Source organism: Alloiococcus sp. CFN-8 (assembly GCF_049943125.1).
In the GTDB taxonomy this organism is placed as follows: Bacteria; Bacillota; Clostridia; order Clostridiales; family Clostridiaceae; genus JAEXZL01.
This window is the reverse complement of the sequence record NZ_CP188040.1, coordinates 1,690,705-1,706,442: the sequence shown is the minus strand read 5'-3', so window position 1 is coordinate 1,706,442 and position 15,738 is coordinate 1,690,705. Positions and strand designations below refer to the sequence as shown.

Below are 15,738 nucleotides of genomic sequence, written 5' to 3'. Positions count from 1 at the left end.
TCGGTCTTAATGAGATATGCTCCCTTCATGATTAACAGTGTTTATTATTTCACTGTCTCTCATAAAGGGAGCATATCATTTTTTGTGTCTATCCTGAGTTTTTATTTTACATATTAACTTATGTTTAATTATTCTATTGCTTTTTTATACTAGCTTAACGGTTAGCTTGTCTCCGTTAAATTCCACATACTTTTCTGTATTATTATACTTAAGTACAAATCCTTTATATTCCTTTTCATAGCCCTTGTTAGGGAGCTCCGCTGTAAAAATACCTTCAGAATTTATAGTGAATAAATATTCATTATACTTTCCATCCTTATAGTCAAAGGATTCTCCATCATCTTGATAATGCTTGTACTTTCCTTCACCTAAATATATATCCAGTATCAAGGTATCTATTTCTTTATCACCAACATAGCTCTGCTTAGGGTAGTTCGGAATAATGCTTCCAGCCTTAATATATATTGGACACACATCTAATGGAGCTTCTTTCACATAGTAGCTTCCACCCTTCTTTTCTTCTTTTGTCCAATAATCAATCCATAAGCCCTCAGGTAGGTATATCAGTTTTTGTGTATCACCTTGATTTACTACAGGAGCTACCAGGATATTTTCTCCCAGGAGGAATTCATCATTTCTATCCCTTAAATTCTGATCCTTTTCATAATGTAAAATTAACGGTCTCATAACAGGAAGACCAGTGGTTTCTCCCTTAAAGAATAGATCATAAAAATATGGAAGAAGCTCATATCTAAGCTGTACATACTTACGATAGATATTCATTATTTCTTCCCCAAACTGCCAGGGCTCCTGACGGATTGTCCCCATGCAGGAATGGTTACGGAACAATGGAGAGAAGCAGCCAACCTGTACCCATCTGGCTAAAAGCTCAGGAGTAGTATCAGAGCCAAAGCCACCTACATCTGTGCCTACATAAGACATGCCGCTTAAGCCTAGATTGCACAGCTGAGGAATGGCCATCTGTAAATGTGCCCAAATACTATGATTATCTCCAGTCCAGGCCGTTGAATATTTTTGTGAGCCACTATAGCAGGCCCTTGTTATAACAAAAGGTCTTTTCTTGTCATTTTCCTTCAAGCCCTCATAGGTGGCCTTTGACATTAAATGTCCATATACATTATGCATCTTGCTATGGGTAGCCCTTAGCTCCTCATCATAGAACACCACATCCTGAGGGAGCTCCCCCCTAAAGCTAGCTGGCTCATTCATATCATTCCATACACCTCTAACTCCCATATCCAGTAAATACCTTTGATTATTGGCCCACCAAGATCGAACCTCAGGCTTGCCAAAATCCGGATAAACCGAATCTCCTGGCCAAACAGCATTAACATAGATTTCTCCCTCTGGGGTTGTGGCAAAGCAGCCCTTTTCTACTCCTTCATCATATATATGATAGCCTTCTTGAAGCTTTACACCTGGATCTATAATGGTGACTATTTTAAAGCCATCCTTCTTTAGGTCTCCAATCATCTTCTTTGGATCTTCATACCTTTCCTTATTCCAGGTAAAGACCTTAAACTCATCCATGTAGTCAATATCTAGATGAATAGTATCACAAGGTATATCATTATCCCTAAACTTCTTGGCTATCTGTCTTACTTCTTTTTCTGACTTATAGCCCCAGCGCGACTGATGATGACCTAAGGTCCAGAGCTGAGGGACAGGCACCGTCCCTGTAAGATAGGTGTAGCCAGTAACTATGTCCGTCATTTTGTCTCCAGCTATGAAGTAATAATCTAAATTTCCATTATCACAGCCAAAATAATAATATTTGCTGCTTTCCTTCCCCATATCAAAATAAGAACGATAGGTGTTGTCAAAGAATATTCCATATACGCTATCTTTCTTTAGGGTGATGAAGAATGGTATTGATTTATACAGTGCCTTAAAGCTGTCAACTTGAGGCGCCGGATTATCGGTATTCCACATTTCATAAACATAATTTCTTTTGTTCAAGAAGCCTGTCTTATCACCAAGAGCATAAAAGGCTTCGTCTCCCTCTAGCTCCTTTAAAATCTGAATGCTATAATCCTCAGGAGCATCCTCTACCTCATGTCCTTCCCCAGCCATCAACTCTGCATCCTCTTCTGTAAGTACAATGCCCCTCTGCCTTCTTCCTCTGTAGTCCTTACATAAGACCTTACCATCCTTATCATAAAAGTCCACCTTAAACTCATCATAAACCTTTACAGTTACCTTTGAGGTGGTGATTACAATACAGTCCTCTTCTCTTTCCACATGGTATGAAACCTGCTTCTTTTGAAAATTTTCTATTGCCTTAGAGCGATGCTCCTGTGTTTCTAATGCTGCAAATATATTTACAATAGACTCGTTGATTATTTCAACTTGTCCACTTCTTTTCTCAAATTTAATTTCTACTATCTGATTATTTACTTTGTAATCTGTAATTCTTCCAAACATACTTAGTCCCCCCACTTATTGCTTTGTTTATTTTATAAAAGCTCTATAGCTTAATCCTTTACAGTTACTCTATTATTACATCAGTACAGACATCTACGCAGCTTTTATACAGCATATTGATTAAGCTATCTACGAACAATAATCTCATACTTTCCCTTTAATGTAAAATCATAGATTGTCTTATTCCTACGAAATAATCATAGTTTTAATCCAAATTTATATCCGCTATAGAAATTTAATATTAATAAAGCATTGTATACATAATAGCTATATGGTATATTATGGATAAAGCTTAATGTAAATATTTGGGTGAAAGGAGTGATTTGTTTTTATGCAAAAGTTATATGAGGTGATTTTAAAATAATTGCATATTGGTCCAAAGGACTTTATAAGCACTTAGTGTAATGCTTATTTCCTATGCCCTTTGAACAACTTTCATTTAACCTTTCAGCCTTAATAGTTTGTGCTAGAATTCACGGTATAGGTTATCGTGTATTTTTTATGTCCAAATATTTAGAATGCCACAGTAGGTTAAACTTGCTGTGGTATTTTTATGTTCTTTTTTAAATAACTTTAACAAATGAATTTTTGCGAGTTTTAATTCACTCAGAACTTCATATAGCTTTATCTGAAACTCAAATTAAGCTTAAAAATTTAATTAAGCTAAAATTTAGCTTAGTACAGAGAAGGAGACTTTATGAGTTTAGAAAAGTTAGGTTGGAACACGTATTTTCAAGATAATTTTATTCCTTATTCAAACAATGGATTCGTTGCAGCAAGAGTAATAACTCAGTATAAAGGGAACTATATTGTTCGCTCAGAAAAAGGTGACTTTAACAGTAAACTAAGTGGCAAATTTATGTATAATGCAGATATAAAAAAGGACTATCCTGCCGTTGGTGACTGGGTGGCAATAAAAATAATTAGTGATACTGAAGCTATTATATACGCCATATTACCTAGAAAGAGTTATTTTGCCCGTAAACTTGCGATATCCGGTGGAAGAAAAATTAAAAATGGCATCATCGTAGGTGGTAATATTGAAGAACAAATTATCGGCTCAAATATAGATACTGCATTTATTGTAAGCGGTCTTGATAATAATTTTAATATATGCAGAATCGAGAGATATATAACTCTGGTTCGTAGTAGCGGTGCAAATCCAATAATACTGTTAAACAAATGTGATCTATGCAATAATATATCTCATTATTTAAATGAGATATATTCCATTGCTACGGATATAGACGTTTATTCTATAAGTGTCTTAAAGAATATAAATATGGATATCTTTGATAAATTTTTATGTAGTGGAAAAACAGTTGTATTTCTTGGCTCTTCAGGAGTAGGCAAGTCTACTATTGTTAATTTTCTTTTCGGTGATGAAAAACAAAAGACCAATGCTGCAAGCAGCTCTAACGGTAAAGGCAGACACACTACCACAAGCAGTCAGCTTGTATCTCATAGTTCAGGATGCTCAGTTATAGACACTCCAGGTATTAGAGAACTGCAGTTATGGGCTGACGAAGGCATTCTTTCAGAAAGCTTTCAGGAGATCTACTCTTTAATAGACAAATGTAAATATAGTAATTGTAACCATGATAAAGAAGCTGGCTGTGCGGTTAAAGATGCAATTGAAGACGGAACATTAACTATTGAAAGATTTAACAGCTATAAAAGCCAGCTTAAAGAACTAAAAATCCTTCAAGATAATAAAAAATCCTATTCCAACAACAGGATATACAATCATCATAAAAGAAATATGAAAAGAGGTTAAACTGAATGTTAAAATTAAAGCATTTATTTGATAATAAAGATTTAGCCCTTATGATACTCAAGAATTGGGAGTACGATTGTGATGATCTTAATCTATTAAAATATTTTAGGATTTCTTCAAATGCGGTTTATTGGTGTAAAAATCAAGGTACTACTTTTTTTCTTAGATTCTCACCTGCTGAGGAAAAGACTAAAGAAGGGATACTTGCTGAACTTGAATTCTTAAGTTATCTAAGAAACAACGGCTATCCTGCAGTAGAAACTATCCCCTCCAAGTCCGGCAAGGAGCTTGAAGTAGTAAACACACCTTGGGGGACATTTTATGCCGTTGCCTTTAAAAGTGCACCCGGTAAACAAGTAACAAAGCTACCTTTAACAAAGGACATAATCTTCGGCTTAGGAAGTGCTTTAGGAAAACTCCATAAGCTCAGCAGTACTTTTAACCCAATTGGAGACAAACGAAGAGATTGGAAAGAGATTATGGACTGGATAGAAAATGTACTATTAACCTATCCCGAGGAAACTCTTGCAAAAGGTGAATTATCTATGATTAGATGCTATTTTTCAAAGCTTTCAGCTACAAAAGAAAATTTTGGTCTCATTCATTTTGACTTTGAAGTTGACAACGTATTTTATAACGAAGCCACAAAAACTTATACTCCAATAGACTTTGACGATTTGATGTATCATTGGTATGCACTGGACATAGTGCAATCATTAGATAGCATAGAAGAATATTTGCCAGAAAAAGAGCTAGATGCTTCAATAAACCATTTTATTCAGGGCTACCGCTCAGAGTATGCAATCTCCGATGAAATGATTAAATTATTCCCCATCTTCAAAAGATATTCTGATCTATATGGATATGTCCGCTTCCTTCACACTACTGAAGAAAAATGGGACAATGAACCAGATTGGATGATTGATTTAAGAATTAAGCTAAAGGGTTTATTAGATAAACGAAGAAATGTTTTTACAATGCCTATTGATTTGTAAGGCTACATCATTAAATAAGCTCTTACTATTCTTTGAGGAAATACTAATAAATAAATTTTAAAAGTGCCAATCCATGTTTTGGACTGGCACTTTATTTACAATAAGTCATAACTCATGTGCCTGTCACCATCAGTTTTGTATGTGAACTTTTGGTGTGTCAATATATTCGAAAGTCTTTAACTGGTCCCCATCTAAATCCTCTTTAAATAAATCAACAGCGTTGATTTGAAGATTCTTATAGGTAGTGTAATAATAGACTCCTCTTTCTAGGGACATGCATGAGGTGTAGATGGTAACACTGTCCTTGTCTTGCTTTTTGATTATTGCTCCGCTAGGTACTGCTGCATTATATAGGATGTGAAAGAATTCAGTGAAGGTGCTGGCTTCGTCCTGTGTGAATCTGGAGTGGCTTTTGAAGAAAGCAGCTCTTACGAATCTGGAAGGAGGATAAGAATCTCCAGGCATTCCATGTAAGCCTAGGCCACCACCAAATGGACTGAGCTTCTGGTTATACCATTCTGTGTCATCCACCCAATGGGAGGATAGGGTGATGTATTGATTTAAGTTCTCTATATGCCAGTCAAAGGTCGGAGGATTGGTAAGCACACCTATTTTGTTATCAAAAACAGAAAACTTATCTCTTGTTTGCTCTATAACAATGCAATCATCCTTCTTGTCATATACTATCCAGTGAAGGGTTGCAATACCCACTCCTGGAGCAAAGGGTATGTTAACTAAGTTAATATTGGTTAATGCAGACCTTACCTCTGACACTGTTTCAAAATTGCTTAACATCCATAGCATAAAATCATAAGGTCCAATATTAGTCTTCCCTTCATGAGGTTCTGGACTGTGATAGCAATAATCAGGAAAGTTAAGACCTGCGCAGGCGAGACCCTTCTCATTAAAGCCATCAGCCAAAAGAGGATGATTGTTAATCACTGTTCCCATACCTAAAATAGCATATTTTATTGATTGCATTTCCTTTGTGATTACATTTTCCCATTGATATTTTCTAGGAACTAAAATAACTGATTGATTAAAATTATATTCTATATCCATATTTCGACCAAAGAAATGGTAGCCATCCTGGCTCATTAGGGTTAATGCTGTACACATAATAAAACCTCTTTCTCTTTTTTGCTTTTAGTATTACCCAAAGAGAGTTTACTATACTGTATAGCTTCTTTATTAACCTCTGTTGCTATATAGGTTAGTCTATTTATATTTCATTCTAATACTTCAATAAGTCATAACTCATGTGCCTGTCACCTCTGCAACCTCCTCACATAGCTGTCGCAGCTTTTTTGCGGAAGCAGCCTGTGACTTGCCGATAGTATCAAAAATGTAGTTTACTTTTTCACTATAGCCTTCCGGCTTGTATTCAAAGGTATCTATACGGAATATAGCCTTCTTTTCATTGAGACACCATACTCTATTAAAAGCAAATAACACTTGATTTAGTGCTGAAACAGAACGAAACATATGTCCAGCAATATAATAGGAATCCTGACTGTTAGAATATTTTTCTGCAAGCATAGAAGAAAAATCTGCTTCAAAGGAGAAGAAATCTATCAATGCTTTTCTCAATACCTCTGGATATTTCTCTGCCCTTTTTTTCAGCTGCAAAAAATAGCTATCTCTTGAATATAGTATTTTACTAGAAGCGAGCTCCCCTCTATACATAACATCAATATAAGCATGGGGGTGTCCTGGCTGATAGTTTGATGTAGTTATACCCTTATCTGTTTGGTCAATAATCTTCTCCACACGTTTTATATCCCTAAGAATTAAATCTACCTGATAACCTTTTATAACAAGCCACCCCCCGCAGTTCACCCAATTTCCCCATTGTCCTTCACGGCTAATAAGGTTTTCCCTATGGGTATCATCTAATTCTTTTGCAGCGGTATTTAACTTATCATAATCGAGCTTATCGCTGTGGTAGTAGATACCTATATCAATATCAGAAGCTTCTGTAGCTGTACGTGTTGCTCTTGAACCGCCTAAAACTACACCTTCAATAAATGAACATTCCTGCAAACTTGCTGTTATTTCATTTATTATTTCCTCTATCATTGCTTAACCTCCTTCTCATTAGATCATTAGCCCTGTTAGAGGACATTATAATTTATCCGAATTTTGATTATCTCTATTATCCAAGACTTATTAGCTATCAAAATACATTTTTCCTTTCACAAGAAATCATAAAATATCCACGATATATAACCTTCATAAAAATTATATCTACTATTTATAGTTATATAAAATATAACAAGTATACGGTATTTTCTGCATTTCTTACTTAATTATCAACGCTTTATATAGTATTTATAAGAGCATGAAAAACTGTCCCATAAGTCAAGGACTTTGTCCTAATATAAATTATTCCTAGTGTATAGCCTACTAAGGTCTGAGCTGCACAGCCTAATATAGAATAAACAAAATCCACTTGATTTATGAAGTAATATAGAATAAAGTGAAATAACCCAAATACTATTGCCTGAAGTATTACTGTTATTCTCTCATTACTTATATAATCCTTAATAACGGTAATCATAAGGTATCTAAAGATTATTTCTTCATATAATGCTGGATAAAAAAAACCTTCAATAAATGTTTTTATGGCTATAGTAACGCTGAAGAAGTCTATAGAATGAATCTTAGTTATATATAGCACCATAATACTTCCATATATTAAAAAACCAGCCAATACTACGAATAGTTTTTTTATTTCAACCTTGAAATTAAGTTCTATGTTTCTTCTGCATATCAGCAGCGAAATTATTAGGATCAGCCAGCCAATTACATTAATAAAGTCCATAGGAATATTAGCTTCATATTTAATTAAAATAAGCTGAAAAATCCTATAAGAAGCACCCATATATAGATAATTCACTAAAAGTATCGTAAGTAATTTAGATTTTCTTTTTTCTTTATAGCTGTCATTAGATGAAGTCAAAAATCTTTTAATAAAAAAGAGACTTATGAAAACTGCTGCTAGCACCACTATAGCATCAAAATTTGAGGCGCTTTCACCTAATATTCCCAAAGGATACTTCTGATAGTATATTATATAAAAAACAGACATAGTAATAAAAAATAATGCTTCAATCCACCCTATTAGTAAATTACTTTTTACTTGCACCATTACATATGTCCTCCCTTTGTTTAATCCATTTCACAAAACCTTCTGACGCTTCCAGGCCTTATTTATTCTCATATAATAAAGTAATTATAAATATATGGTATTGGTTTCACTGATCTCTCAAAAGATATATCTTACTTTTCTTATGAGCTCATAGTTCATGTAAGAAGATATTTTATAAATTACTCACCTGATCTTTACTGCTCTTATAATATAAAACCACAAATATAGATATAAGTAGTACAATGGATACGGCTAATCCTCCCTCAAGGCCAAAGCTACCACCGTTTATAAGGCTTCCCCCTTCTGTTAGGGTTACAGAAAAGATTGATTCTTGTTTGCCAAGACCACTAACCTGTATACCAAAGATATTCCCCTGAACAAAATTCCAGGAGCTGTGGATAGCAGCTACTCCCCATATATTCCCGCTCTTTAGCATGTATACTGAAGCAAAGATTCCAAAGAGGGTGATATTAATTAAGGGCATTAATCCTATTCCGGGATTAGTTAGATGAAGCATAGAAAATACCACGGAGTTTGCTATAACTGCTGCCCAGAGAGTATTTTTTCTTGCTATTGAAATCATAAAATATCCACGGCACAGCACCTCTTCACTCATTCCCTGAACAAGATAGCCTAAAAAGAAAAGCAATATAATACCTGCACTAAAGCTCGTAGACAGTCCTACAAAATCAGCAGTATCGGTTAATATGCAGATAAGTACTGACACAGAGAAAATAGCTGCACCTATCAATAATCCTAAAAGATAGTCCTTAAGGGCATTCTTTTTTCTAAAGCCCATGGTTCTAACAGGCCTCTTCTCTATAAAACGGCAGTAGATTATAGCACCTATAATGGAAATAATCGTTGTAAAGAGCATCACTATGGTGACTACATCAGAATTAGCAATAATCTCAGTGATATTTGTCCCCTGTGCCATTAAAGCGCTAATATCATTGGTTGTTAGTAAATAAACACTAGAAATAATACCTCCAAAAATTCCTTGAATGATATTTAATACAAGAAAAACTCCGATAAATATCAATACTTCAATCCAAAATTTGTGTCCATGCCCATCAGAAGAGCATTCCATAAGCATATCTGGCTTTTTTAATAAATCCTTCATTTATAACACCTCAATATTTTTTAATTTCTTAAGCGGAAGGTTTTTGGAGCTAATCTGTAGGCTAATATCAGCGCAAGTACCACATAGAAGATGCAAAAGGCTGATATTGCAGTGCCAAATATCAGAGTTGGTGCTTGCTGACCTATGGCCATATAACAAATAATATAAGTTACATAATCCACTATGGTAAAGGCAATATTCTTCATCTGTAATTGTGGATTATAGGGCTGAAGAAGGTAATACATAACTATGTTATGAACTGAAAAGAACACTGACATGGCTAATATTGAAACCAATAGCAGCAGATAATTAATTGGATTAGACGTTCCACCAGTAATCCATAGGAGAACTGCAAGGCCAAGCCCAATTACCACTGCAGGTGGCAGATTGATTCCTATAATGTACTTTAACCTTTCCTTAAACAAAAGAAGAATCGCCTTTGGCTGTCTATAAAATCTATAAGAAAGCATGCTATGATCACAGTTTAAAAACATGATGTGGGTAATCCCCTTACCCTTGTTAATCATATACATGACAAAAAGGAAATAAGGTAAATAGCTAAGAATTACACCATTAACATCAGACTTTGCCTCAGGGAATATCATTATAACTATAATGGCAGCAATAATTAAAATGCTTATAATAACCGTTGTTCTTATGGCTGACTTCAATAGAATTTTTTGATACCTCTTCATAAAAAGCTCATTAAAATATTTATAGCCTTCCTTATCACTAGTGGCTTCGTAGCTCAGCTTCTTCTCATAGGATGCCTTACTTACCTTTGCTATAGAGGCTTTGTCCGTGCTAACAAAGTTATCCACTACCAGAAGACCCTTATAAATTCTTCTGAATTCATCAAAGAGATAAATATATCTAAAGGCTGGAATAGAAAGTATAATTGCCAGGGCTGTAAAACTTAGAAATATCACAAAACTTAAGCTGAAGCCAAGAGCTACAGGAACATAGGCTATAGCTGTCAATATGGTCATGACACCCCACAGAATAGGTGTCGGAAGATTTTCATTTTTTACAACCTGTGTCCTCTTAAAAGCCAATAAATCTAAGGCTGCTACAATTCCTTTTATGGCTACAACTAAAAATGGCATTGCTAGACCTACCAACAGGCTTACATCTGCTATTACTGAAAAAAGTAATGTAAAAGGCAAAAAGCCTACTAGTAGCTTCACCATAAAATATAAATAGCTTACAAGAGTATATTCTCTAGAATCCATTCTCATGAGAAATATAGCATAATACTTGTCCTTAGAGGGATTAAACAAGCCTGTGTTCATTAATCCGCCAGCTAATGTTAAGAATAAAAACACATGGGCAAAGCTCTCAGGAGTAGCACTCTTTATAAAGGTTAATGGCAGCAATATCATTAACCCAAGATAAAATGCCTTTCCTAAAAATATCGATGCCACCTCTCCCAAAATGCTAAGTATGTCCACAAAGATTTTTATACCTTTATTTCCATAGAGGGAGGTCTTTAAAACCCTTTTAAAGCCAGGAAGGTTTCTTAATCCATATATAATTGTATTAACCCTATATGCATTTCTTAGCTTAAAGGTGGTAATAAAGGTATCAATCATGGCTTCCCTCCTTCAGGGACTGAATTATCCTTCCCTTAAAGTCATCCTCTTCTAGCTCATCCCTTTCTATCTTCTTAAGAGTTCCTCCATTTAAGATAACAATATCATCACACATATCTAAGGCCAGCTCCATGATGTGGGTGGAGAGTATTACTATGTGCTCCTCCTTAAGGGTCCTCAGAAGCGCTTTTATCTCTTCAGCTACCACCACATCAAAGGAGGTTAGGGGCTCATCCAATAAAAGCACCAACGGATTGGCAATAAAGCTTATAAGCATTTGCATCTTATTTTTCATACCATGAGAATAATCCTTCAGAAGCTTGTCCCTGTCCTCCTCATCAATCATCATAAAGTCAAAGTATTCATCTATGGTCTTCATATCCGTTATCTTATCTTTATTTATATCCAGGAAAAACTTAATAAATTCCCTTCCTGTTAGAAATTCTGGCACTAAAGGAGTAGATAAAACATAGCCTATATCCTCTGCTGCTAGCGGTCTTTCCTCTCCATTACAATCTAGAAGAATTTCCCCATCATCCACTTTTATATCCTCATTAATACAATTAAAAAGGGTGGTTTTACCGGCTCCATTTCTTCCAAGAAGTCCATATATCCTGCCTTTTTCAAATACATAGTTAGCTCCTTTTATAACTTCTTTCTTGTCGAAGGTTTTGCGCATATCTCTAAGTACAAGCTTCATATCTATCTCCTTTTCTCCTATGCTCCTGTAGGAATTATAATAGTTACTTAAAATTATATAGAAGGTCTCAGCTATCAGCAACTTAATTTTACAGTTTTATCCATACAATTATTATAGTAGCACAGGATGTCCATAGATTTATTAAATAAAAATACCCCCAGCAAAAATGCTAGGGGTTACATTATCTATTCCAGTTCAAAGGCTCCAGTATAAAGCTGATAGTACTTTCCTTTTTGTGTAAGAAGCATGTCGTGGGTTCCTCTTTCAATGATTCTACCCTTCTCCAGCACCATGATTACATCAGAGTTTTTGACAGTGGACAGTCTATGAGCGATAACAAATACTGTTCTGCCATACATAAGGGAGTCCATTCCTCTCTGAACTATAGCCTCAGTACGAGTATCTATAGAAGAAGTAGCCTCATCGAGAATCATAACTGGTGGATCTGCTACAGCACAGCGGGCTATGGCTATAAGCTGTCTCTGACCTTGAGACAGATTAGCTCCATTTCCTGAGAGCATTGTGTCATAGCCCTCTGGGAGACGAGTAATAAAGTCATGAGCTCCTGCTAGCTTAGCTGCTGCGATACATTCCTCATCGCTGGCTTCCAGATAGCCGTAGCGTATATTGTCCATAACAGTTCCTGTGAAGAGATTAGTGTCCTGAAGTACTATCCCTAAGGATCTTCTTAAATCTGCCTTCTTTATTTTATTTATGTTGATACCATCATAGCGGATTTTTCCGTCTGCTATGTCATAAAAGCGGTTTATGAGGTTGGTTATGGTGGTTTTACCAGCACCAGTAGCACCTACAAAGGCCACCTTCTGTCCAGGCTCAGCATAAAGGTCTATATCATGAAGGACAATCTTCTTTTCATCGTAACCAAAGTCTACCTCATGCATCCTTACATCACCAGCAAGCTTGGTATAGGTTACGGTGCCATCACTGTGAGGATGCTTCCAAGCCCACATTTCTGTCCTTTCATTGCATTCTACCAGTTGTCCATCTACTATTTTCACATTTACTAGGGTTACATAGCCATCATCAACCTCTGGCTTCTCATCGATTAGGTCGAATACCCTCTCAGCACCAGCCATAGCCATGATGACAGAGCTAAGCTGCTGTGATACCTGGCTTACATTACCGGCAAACTGCTTGGTCATATTCAGGAAGGGTACTAAAATACTTATTCCTATTGGCAGACCTGATATACTGAAATTCTTAGCACCAGCCATTATCATTAGACCACCTGCAAGGGCAACCACTACATACAATATATTACCCACGTTGTTAAGTATAGGCATCAAGGTATTGGCATATTTATAAGCCTTCCTTGAATCCTCATAAAGGGTATCGTTTATTTTGTCAAACTCCTGCTCACATTCCTTCTCATGGCAGAATACCTTAACTACCTTCTGACCATTCATTATTTCCTCAACATAAGCTTCTGTATGACCTAGAGCCTCCTGCTGACGGACAAAGTATTTGGAGGAGCCTCCTCCTATCTTTTTAGCCAGCTTAACCATAAGTACAACACCAACTACAATTATAAGAGCCAGCCATATGCTGTAATATATCATTATGAAGAATACTGTTGTTACAGTAATTCCTGATACAAGGAGCTGAGGAAGGCTTTGAGATACCATCTGTCTTAGGGTGTCAATATCGTTAGTGTAATAGCTCATTATGTCCCCATGTCCATTTTGATCAAAGTACTTAATGGGAAGATTCTGCATGCCATTAAACATCTTTTCTCTGAGCTTTTTAAGGAAGCCCTGAGTTATCACAGCCATCATCCTTGTATAGGTAATGGTTGAAAGCAGTGACAGTATATATAATCCTAAAAGAATAGCAGTTATCTTAAAAATTTCACCAGATACGGAGCTCCAGTTGCCACTTTCCCAGCTCTTTTCAACTATTGCAGTGATATTCTGCATGAAGATACTAGGTATTGAGCTTACTGCTGCACTGAAGATTATAAAGAATATTACTAGTGGCATGCCCTTAGGATAAAACTCAAATAAAGTTTTTATAACGCGAAGCATTGTACCCTTTTTCACCTTAGGTCTTTTAACTTGATTGTTATTCTTCAATGTCATCACCTGCCTTATTCTGAGAGGTATAAACCTCACGATAAATAGCGTTGTTTTTAAGCAGCTCCTTATGAGTTCCTACGGCATTTATCCTTCCGCCATCCATTACGATAATCTTGTCCGCATCCTCCACAGAGGCAGTACGCTGAGCAATAATTATCTTTGTGGTTTCAGGAATGAACTCACGGAAGCCCTGACGTATTAGAGCATCAGTCTTAGTGTCTACAGCACTGGTGGAGTCATCTAAAATAAGTATCTTAGGCTTCTTTAGAAGAGCTCTAGCTATACAAAGTCTCTGCTTCTGTCCACCAGAAACATTAGCTCCTCCCTGCTCTATGTAGGTATCATAGCCTTCTGGAAAGGTCGCTATAAACTCCTCTGCCTGAGCCAATCTGCAGGCTTCTCTTATCTCCTCATCGGTAGCCTCCTTGTTACCCCATCTTAGGTTTTCCTTTATAGTACCAGAGAAGAGTATATTCTTTTGAAGCACCACAGCCACTTGATTTCTCAAGGAATCCAGGTCATACTCCTTAACATCTATTCCTCCAACCTTCACTGTTCCTTCTGTGGCATCATAAAGCCTGGAAATCAGCTGTATCAGAGAGGATTTAGAGGAACCTGTACCCCCTATTATTCCTACGGTTTCTCCTGATTTAATATTAAGATTAATATCGGAGAGAGCCATCTTAGCTGCCTTTTGAGAATATTTGAAGCTCACATTCTCGAAAGCTATGGAACCGTCGGCTACCTGATATACAGGATTTTCTGGATTATGAAGAGCGCTATCCTCCTCAAGAACCTCTGAAATACGACGGGCTGATTCTGTTGCCAGGGTAATCATAACAAAAACCATTGATAGCATCATAAGGCTCATTAATATCTGGAAGCTGTAGGTAAGCATTGCAGACATCTGTCCTACATCCAAATCTAATCCTCTGCTGGTTATTACACTGTAGGAACCAAAGGTAAGCACAAAGATCATCACTGTATAGAGGCAGAACTGCATTAATGGTCCATTAAAGGCAACTATCTTTTCTGCCATGGTAAAATCATTGCAGACGTCCTCAGCAGCTCTATTAAATTTAGCCTTTTCATAGTCCTCACGAACAAAGGATTTAACAACCCTCATCCCTTTGATATTTTCCTGGATGGATGCATTGAGGGCATCATATTTTTTGAAAACTCTCCTAAACATAGGCAGGGCCTTATAAATAATAAATATAAGACCAAAGGCGAGAATAGGAACCACTGCTAAAAATATCAGTGCAAGCCTTCCTCCCATGATAAAAGCCATGGCTAGAGAGAATATAAGCATTAAAGGTGCACGAACAGCCACTCTGATCAGCATCATATAGGCATTCTGTACATTGGTCACGTCGGTGGTAAGTCTAGTTACAAGAGATGAAGTGGAGAATTTATCTATATTCTCAAAGGAATACTCTTGTATCTTACAGAACATATCATGCCTCAGATTGCGGGCAAAACCACAGGAAGCAGTTGCGCTGGTATTTCCTGCTGCAGCACCAAAAGCCAAGGAAACCACAGCCATCAGTACAAGTAACAGACCGTACTGAACAAGAACCGTAAAGCTGCTGCCTGCTTTAATTTCATTAACTAAGCTAGCTATTAGAAAAGGAATCAGGCACTCCATTAAAACCTCTCCTACAATGAGAAGCGGCGTTATGATAGAAGCCTTTTTAAATTCTCTAATGCTTTGAGAAAGCCTTTTTACCATATATTCATCACTCCTTCTACAATAAATTGAGTGATAAAGGCTGGTAGCTCCTATATCACTCAGTGGTTATTCTTATACTATTGTATGGATGAAGAACTGAAACTTTGTCCTTCGTTTATTAAAGGTT

General features: G+C 36.3%; 11 protein-coding genes. 2 read left to right on the top strand and 9 right to left on the bottom strand.

All coding sequences use genetic code 11. The features are described from left to right. Nucleotides 1-144 precede the first annotated feature (144 nt). Nucleotides 145-2,445 carry a glycoside hydrolase family 31 protein gene (locus tag ACPWSR_RS07775; protein WP_426351113.1) on the bottom strand — a complete coding sequence of 767 codons (2,301 nt, stop codon included), beginning with the start codon at nucleotides 2,443-2,445 and terminating at the stop codon, nucleotides 145-147. Nucleotides 2,446-3,142: 697 nt separating this feature from the next. Between ACPWSR_RS07775 and rsgA the strand changes: the two genes are divergently transcribed. Both rsgA and ACPWSR_RS07765 read left to right on the top strand, forming a co-directional pair. Beyond that, nucleotides 3,143-4,222: a ribosome small subunit-dependent GTPase A gene (gene rsgA / locus ACPWSR_RS07770; protein ID WP_426351112.1), complete on the top strand. Its 1,080-nt coding sequence runs from the start codon at nucleotides 3,143-3,145 to the stop codon at nucleotides 4,220-4,222. A gap of 50 nt (nucleotides 4,223-4,272) precedes the next feature. Continuing rightward, a complete protein-coding gene (locus ACPWSR_RS07765; RefSeq protein ID WP_426351111.1) occupies nucleotides 4,273-5,217 on the top strand; it encodes a phosphotransferase enzyme family protein in 945 nt (314 codons plus the stop codon). A gap of 129 nt (nucleotides 5,218-5,346) precedes the next feature. Here ACPWSR_RS07765 and bsh read toward each other — a convergent pair whose 3' ends face one another. The 8 genes from bsh to ACPWSR_RS07725 form a co-directional block, all read right to left on the bottom strand. Then, entirely contained in the window at nucleotides 5,347-6,336 is a 990-nt protein-coding gene (gene bsh, locus ACPWSR_RS07760) for a choloylglycine hydrolase (protein ID WP_426351110.1), read from the bottom strand. Nucleotides 6,337-6,474: 138 nt separating this feature from the next. Then, entirely contained in the window at nucleotides 6,475-7,296 is an 822-nt protein-coding gene (locus ACPWSR_RS07755; protein ID WP_426351109.1) for a nucleotidyltransferase domain-containing protein, read from the bottom strand. Between the two features lie 241 nt (nucleotides 7,297-7,537). Next, entirely contained in the window at nucleotides 7,538-8,368 is an 831-nt protein-coding gene (locus ACPWSR_RS07750; RefSeq protein ID WP_426351108.1) for a CPBP family intramembrane glutamic endopeptidase, read from the bottom strand. Between the two features lie 172 nt (nucleotides 8,369-8,540). After that, nucleotides 8,541-9,491 carry a CPBP family intramembrane glutamic endopeptidase gene (locus tag ACPWSR_RS07745; RefSeq protein WP_426351107.1) on the bottom strand — a complete coding sequence of 317 codons (951 nt, stop codon included), beginning with the start codon at nucleotides 9,489-9,491 and terminating at the stop codon, nucleotides 8,541-8,543. A 20-nt stretch (nucleotides 9,492-9,511) separates the two neighbouring features. After that, nucleotides 9,512-11,083 carry a hypothetical protein gene (locus tag ACPWSR_RS07740; protein WP_426351106.1) on the bottom strand — a complete coding sequence of 524 codons (1,572 nt, stop codon included), beginning with the start codon at nucleotides 11,081-11,083 and terminating at the stop codon, nucleotides 9,512-9,514. After that, nucleotides 11,076-11,783 (bottom strand): ATP-binding cassette domain-containing protein, encoded by a 708-nt coding sequence (locus ACPWSR_RS07735; RefSeq protein ID WP_426351105.1) that lies wholly within the window; start codon nucleotides 11,781-11,783, stop codon nucleotides 11,076-11,078. The genes ACPWSR_RS07740 and ACPWSR_RS07735 overlap by 8 nt, the downstream gene beginning before the upstream one ends. Nucleotides 11,784-11,968: 185 nt before the next feature. Then, nucleotides 11,969-13,882 carry an ABC transporter ATP-binding protein gene (locus tag ACPWSR_RS07730; RefSeq protein ID WP_426351364.1) on the bottom strand — a complete coding sequence of 638 codons (1,914 nt, stop codon included), beginning with the start codon at nucleotides 13,880-13,882 and terminating at the stop codon, nucleotides 11,969-11,971. Then, nucleotides 13,866-15,611, bottom strand: coding sequence for an ABC transporter ATP-binding protein (locus tag ACPWSR_RS07725; protein WP_426351104.1), 1,746 nt, complete (start codon nucleotides 15,609-15,611; stop codon nucleotides 13,866-13,868). The genes ACPWSR_RS07730 and ACPWSR_RS07725 overlap by 17 nt, the downstream gene beginning before the upstream one ends. Nucleotides 15,612-15,738: the final 127 nt, after the last annotated feature.

What these genes read in the sequence shown, in the direction of transcription:
- ACPWSR_RS07765 (WP_426351111.1), top strand. Translation starts at nt 4,273, where the DNA reads ATGATACTCAAGAATTGGGAGTACGATTGTGATGATCTTAATCTATTA.
- ACPWSR_RS07745 (WP_426351107.1), bottom strand. Translation starts at nt 9,491, where the DNA reads ATGAAGGATTTATTAAAAAAGCCAGATATGCTTATGGAATGCTCTTCT.
- ACPWSR_RS07740 (WP_426351106.1), bottom strand. Translation starts at nt 11,083, where the DNA reads ATGATTGATACCTTTATTACCACCTTTAAGCTAAGAAATGCATATAGG.
- ACPWSR_RS07735 (WP_426351105.1), bottom strand. Translation starts at nt 11,783, where the DNA reads ATGAAGCTTGTACTTAGAGATATGCGCAAAACCTTCGACAAGAAAGAA.
- ACPWSR_RS07755 (WP_426351109.1), bottom strand. Translation starts at nt 7,296, where the DNA reads ATGATAGAGGAAATAATAAATGAAATAACAGCAAGTTTGCAGGAATGT.
- ACPWSR_RS07730 (WP_426351364.1), bottom strand. Translation starts at nt 13,882, where the DNA reads ATGACATTGAAGAATAACAATCAAGTTAAAAGACCTAAGGTGAAAAAG.
- ACPWSR_RS07725 (WP_426351104.1), bottom strand. Translation starts at nt 15,611, where the DNA reads ATGGTAAAAAGGCTTTCTCAAAGCATTAGAGAATTTAAAAAGGCTTCT.
- ACPWSR_RS07750 (WP_426351108.1), bottom strand. Translation starts at nt 8,368, where the DNA reads ATGGTGCAAGTAAAAAGTAATTTACTAATAGGGTGGATTGAAGCATTA.
- bsh (WP_426351110.1), bottom strand. Translation starts at nt 6,336, where the DNA reads ATGTGTACAGCATTAACCCTAATGAGCCAGGATGGCTACCATTTCTTT.
- rsgA (WP_426351112.1), top strand. Translation starts at nt 3,143, where the DNA reads ATGAGTTTAGAAAAGTTAGGTTGGAACACGTATTTTCAAGATAATTTT.
- ACPWSR_RS07775 (WP_426351113.1), bottom strand. Translation starts at nt 2,445, where the DNA reads ATGTTTGGAAGAATTACAGATTACAAAGTAAATAATCAGATAGTAGAA.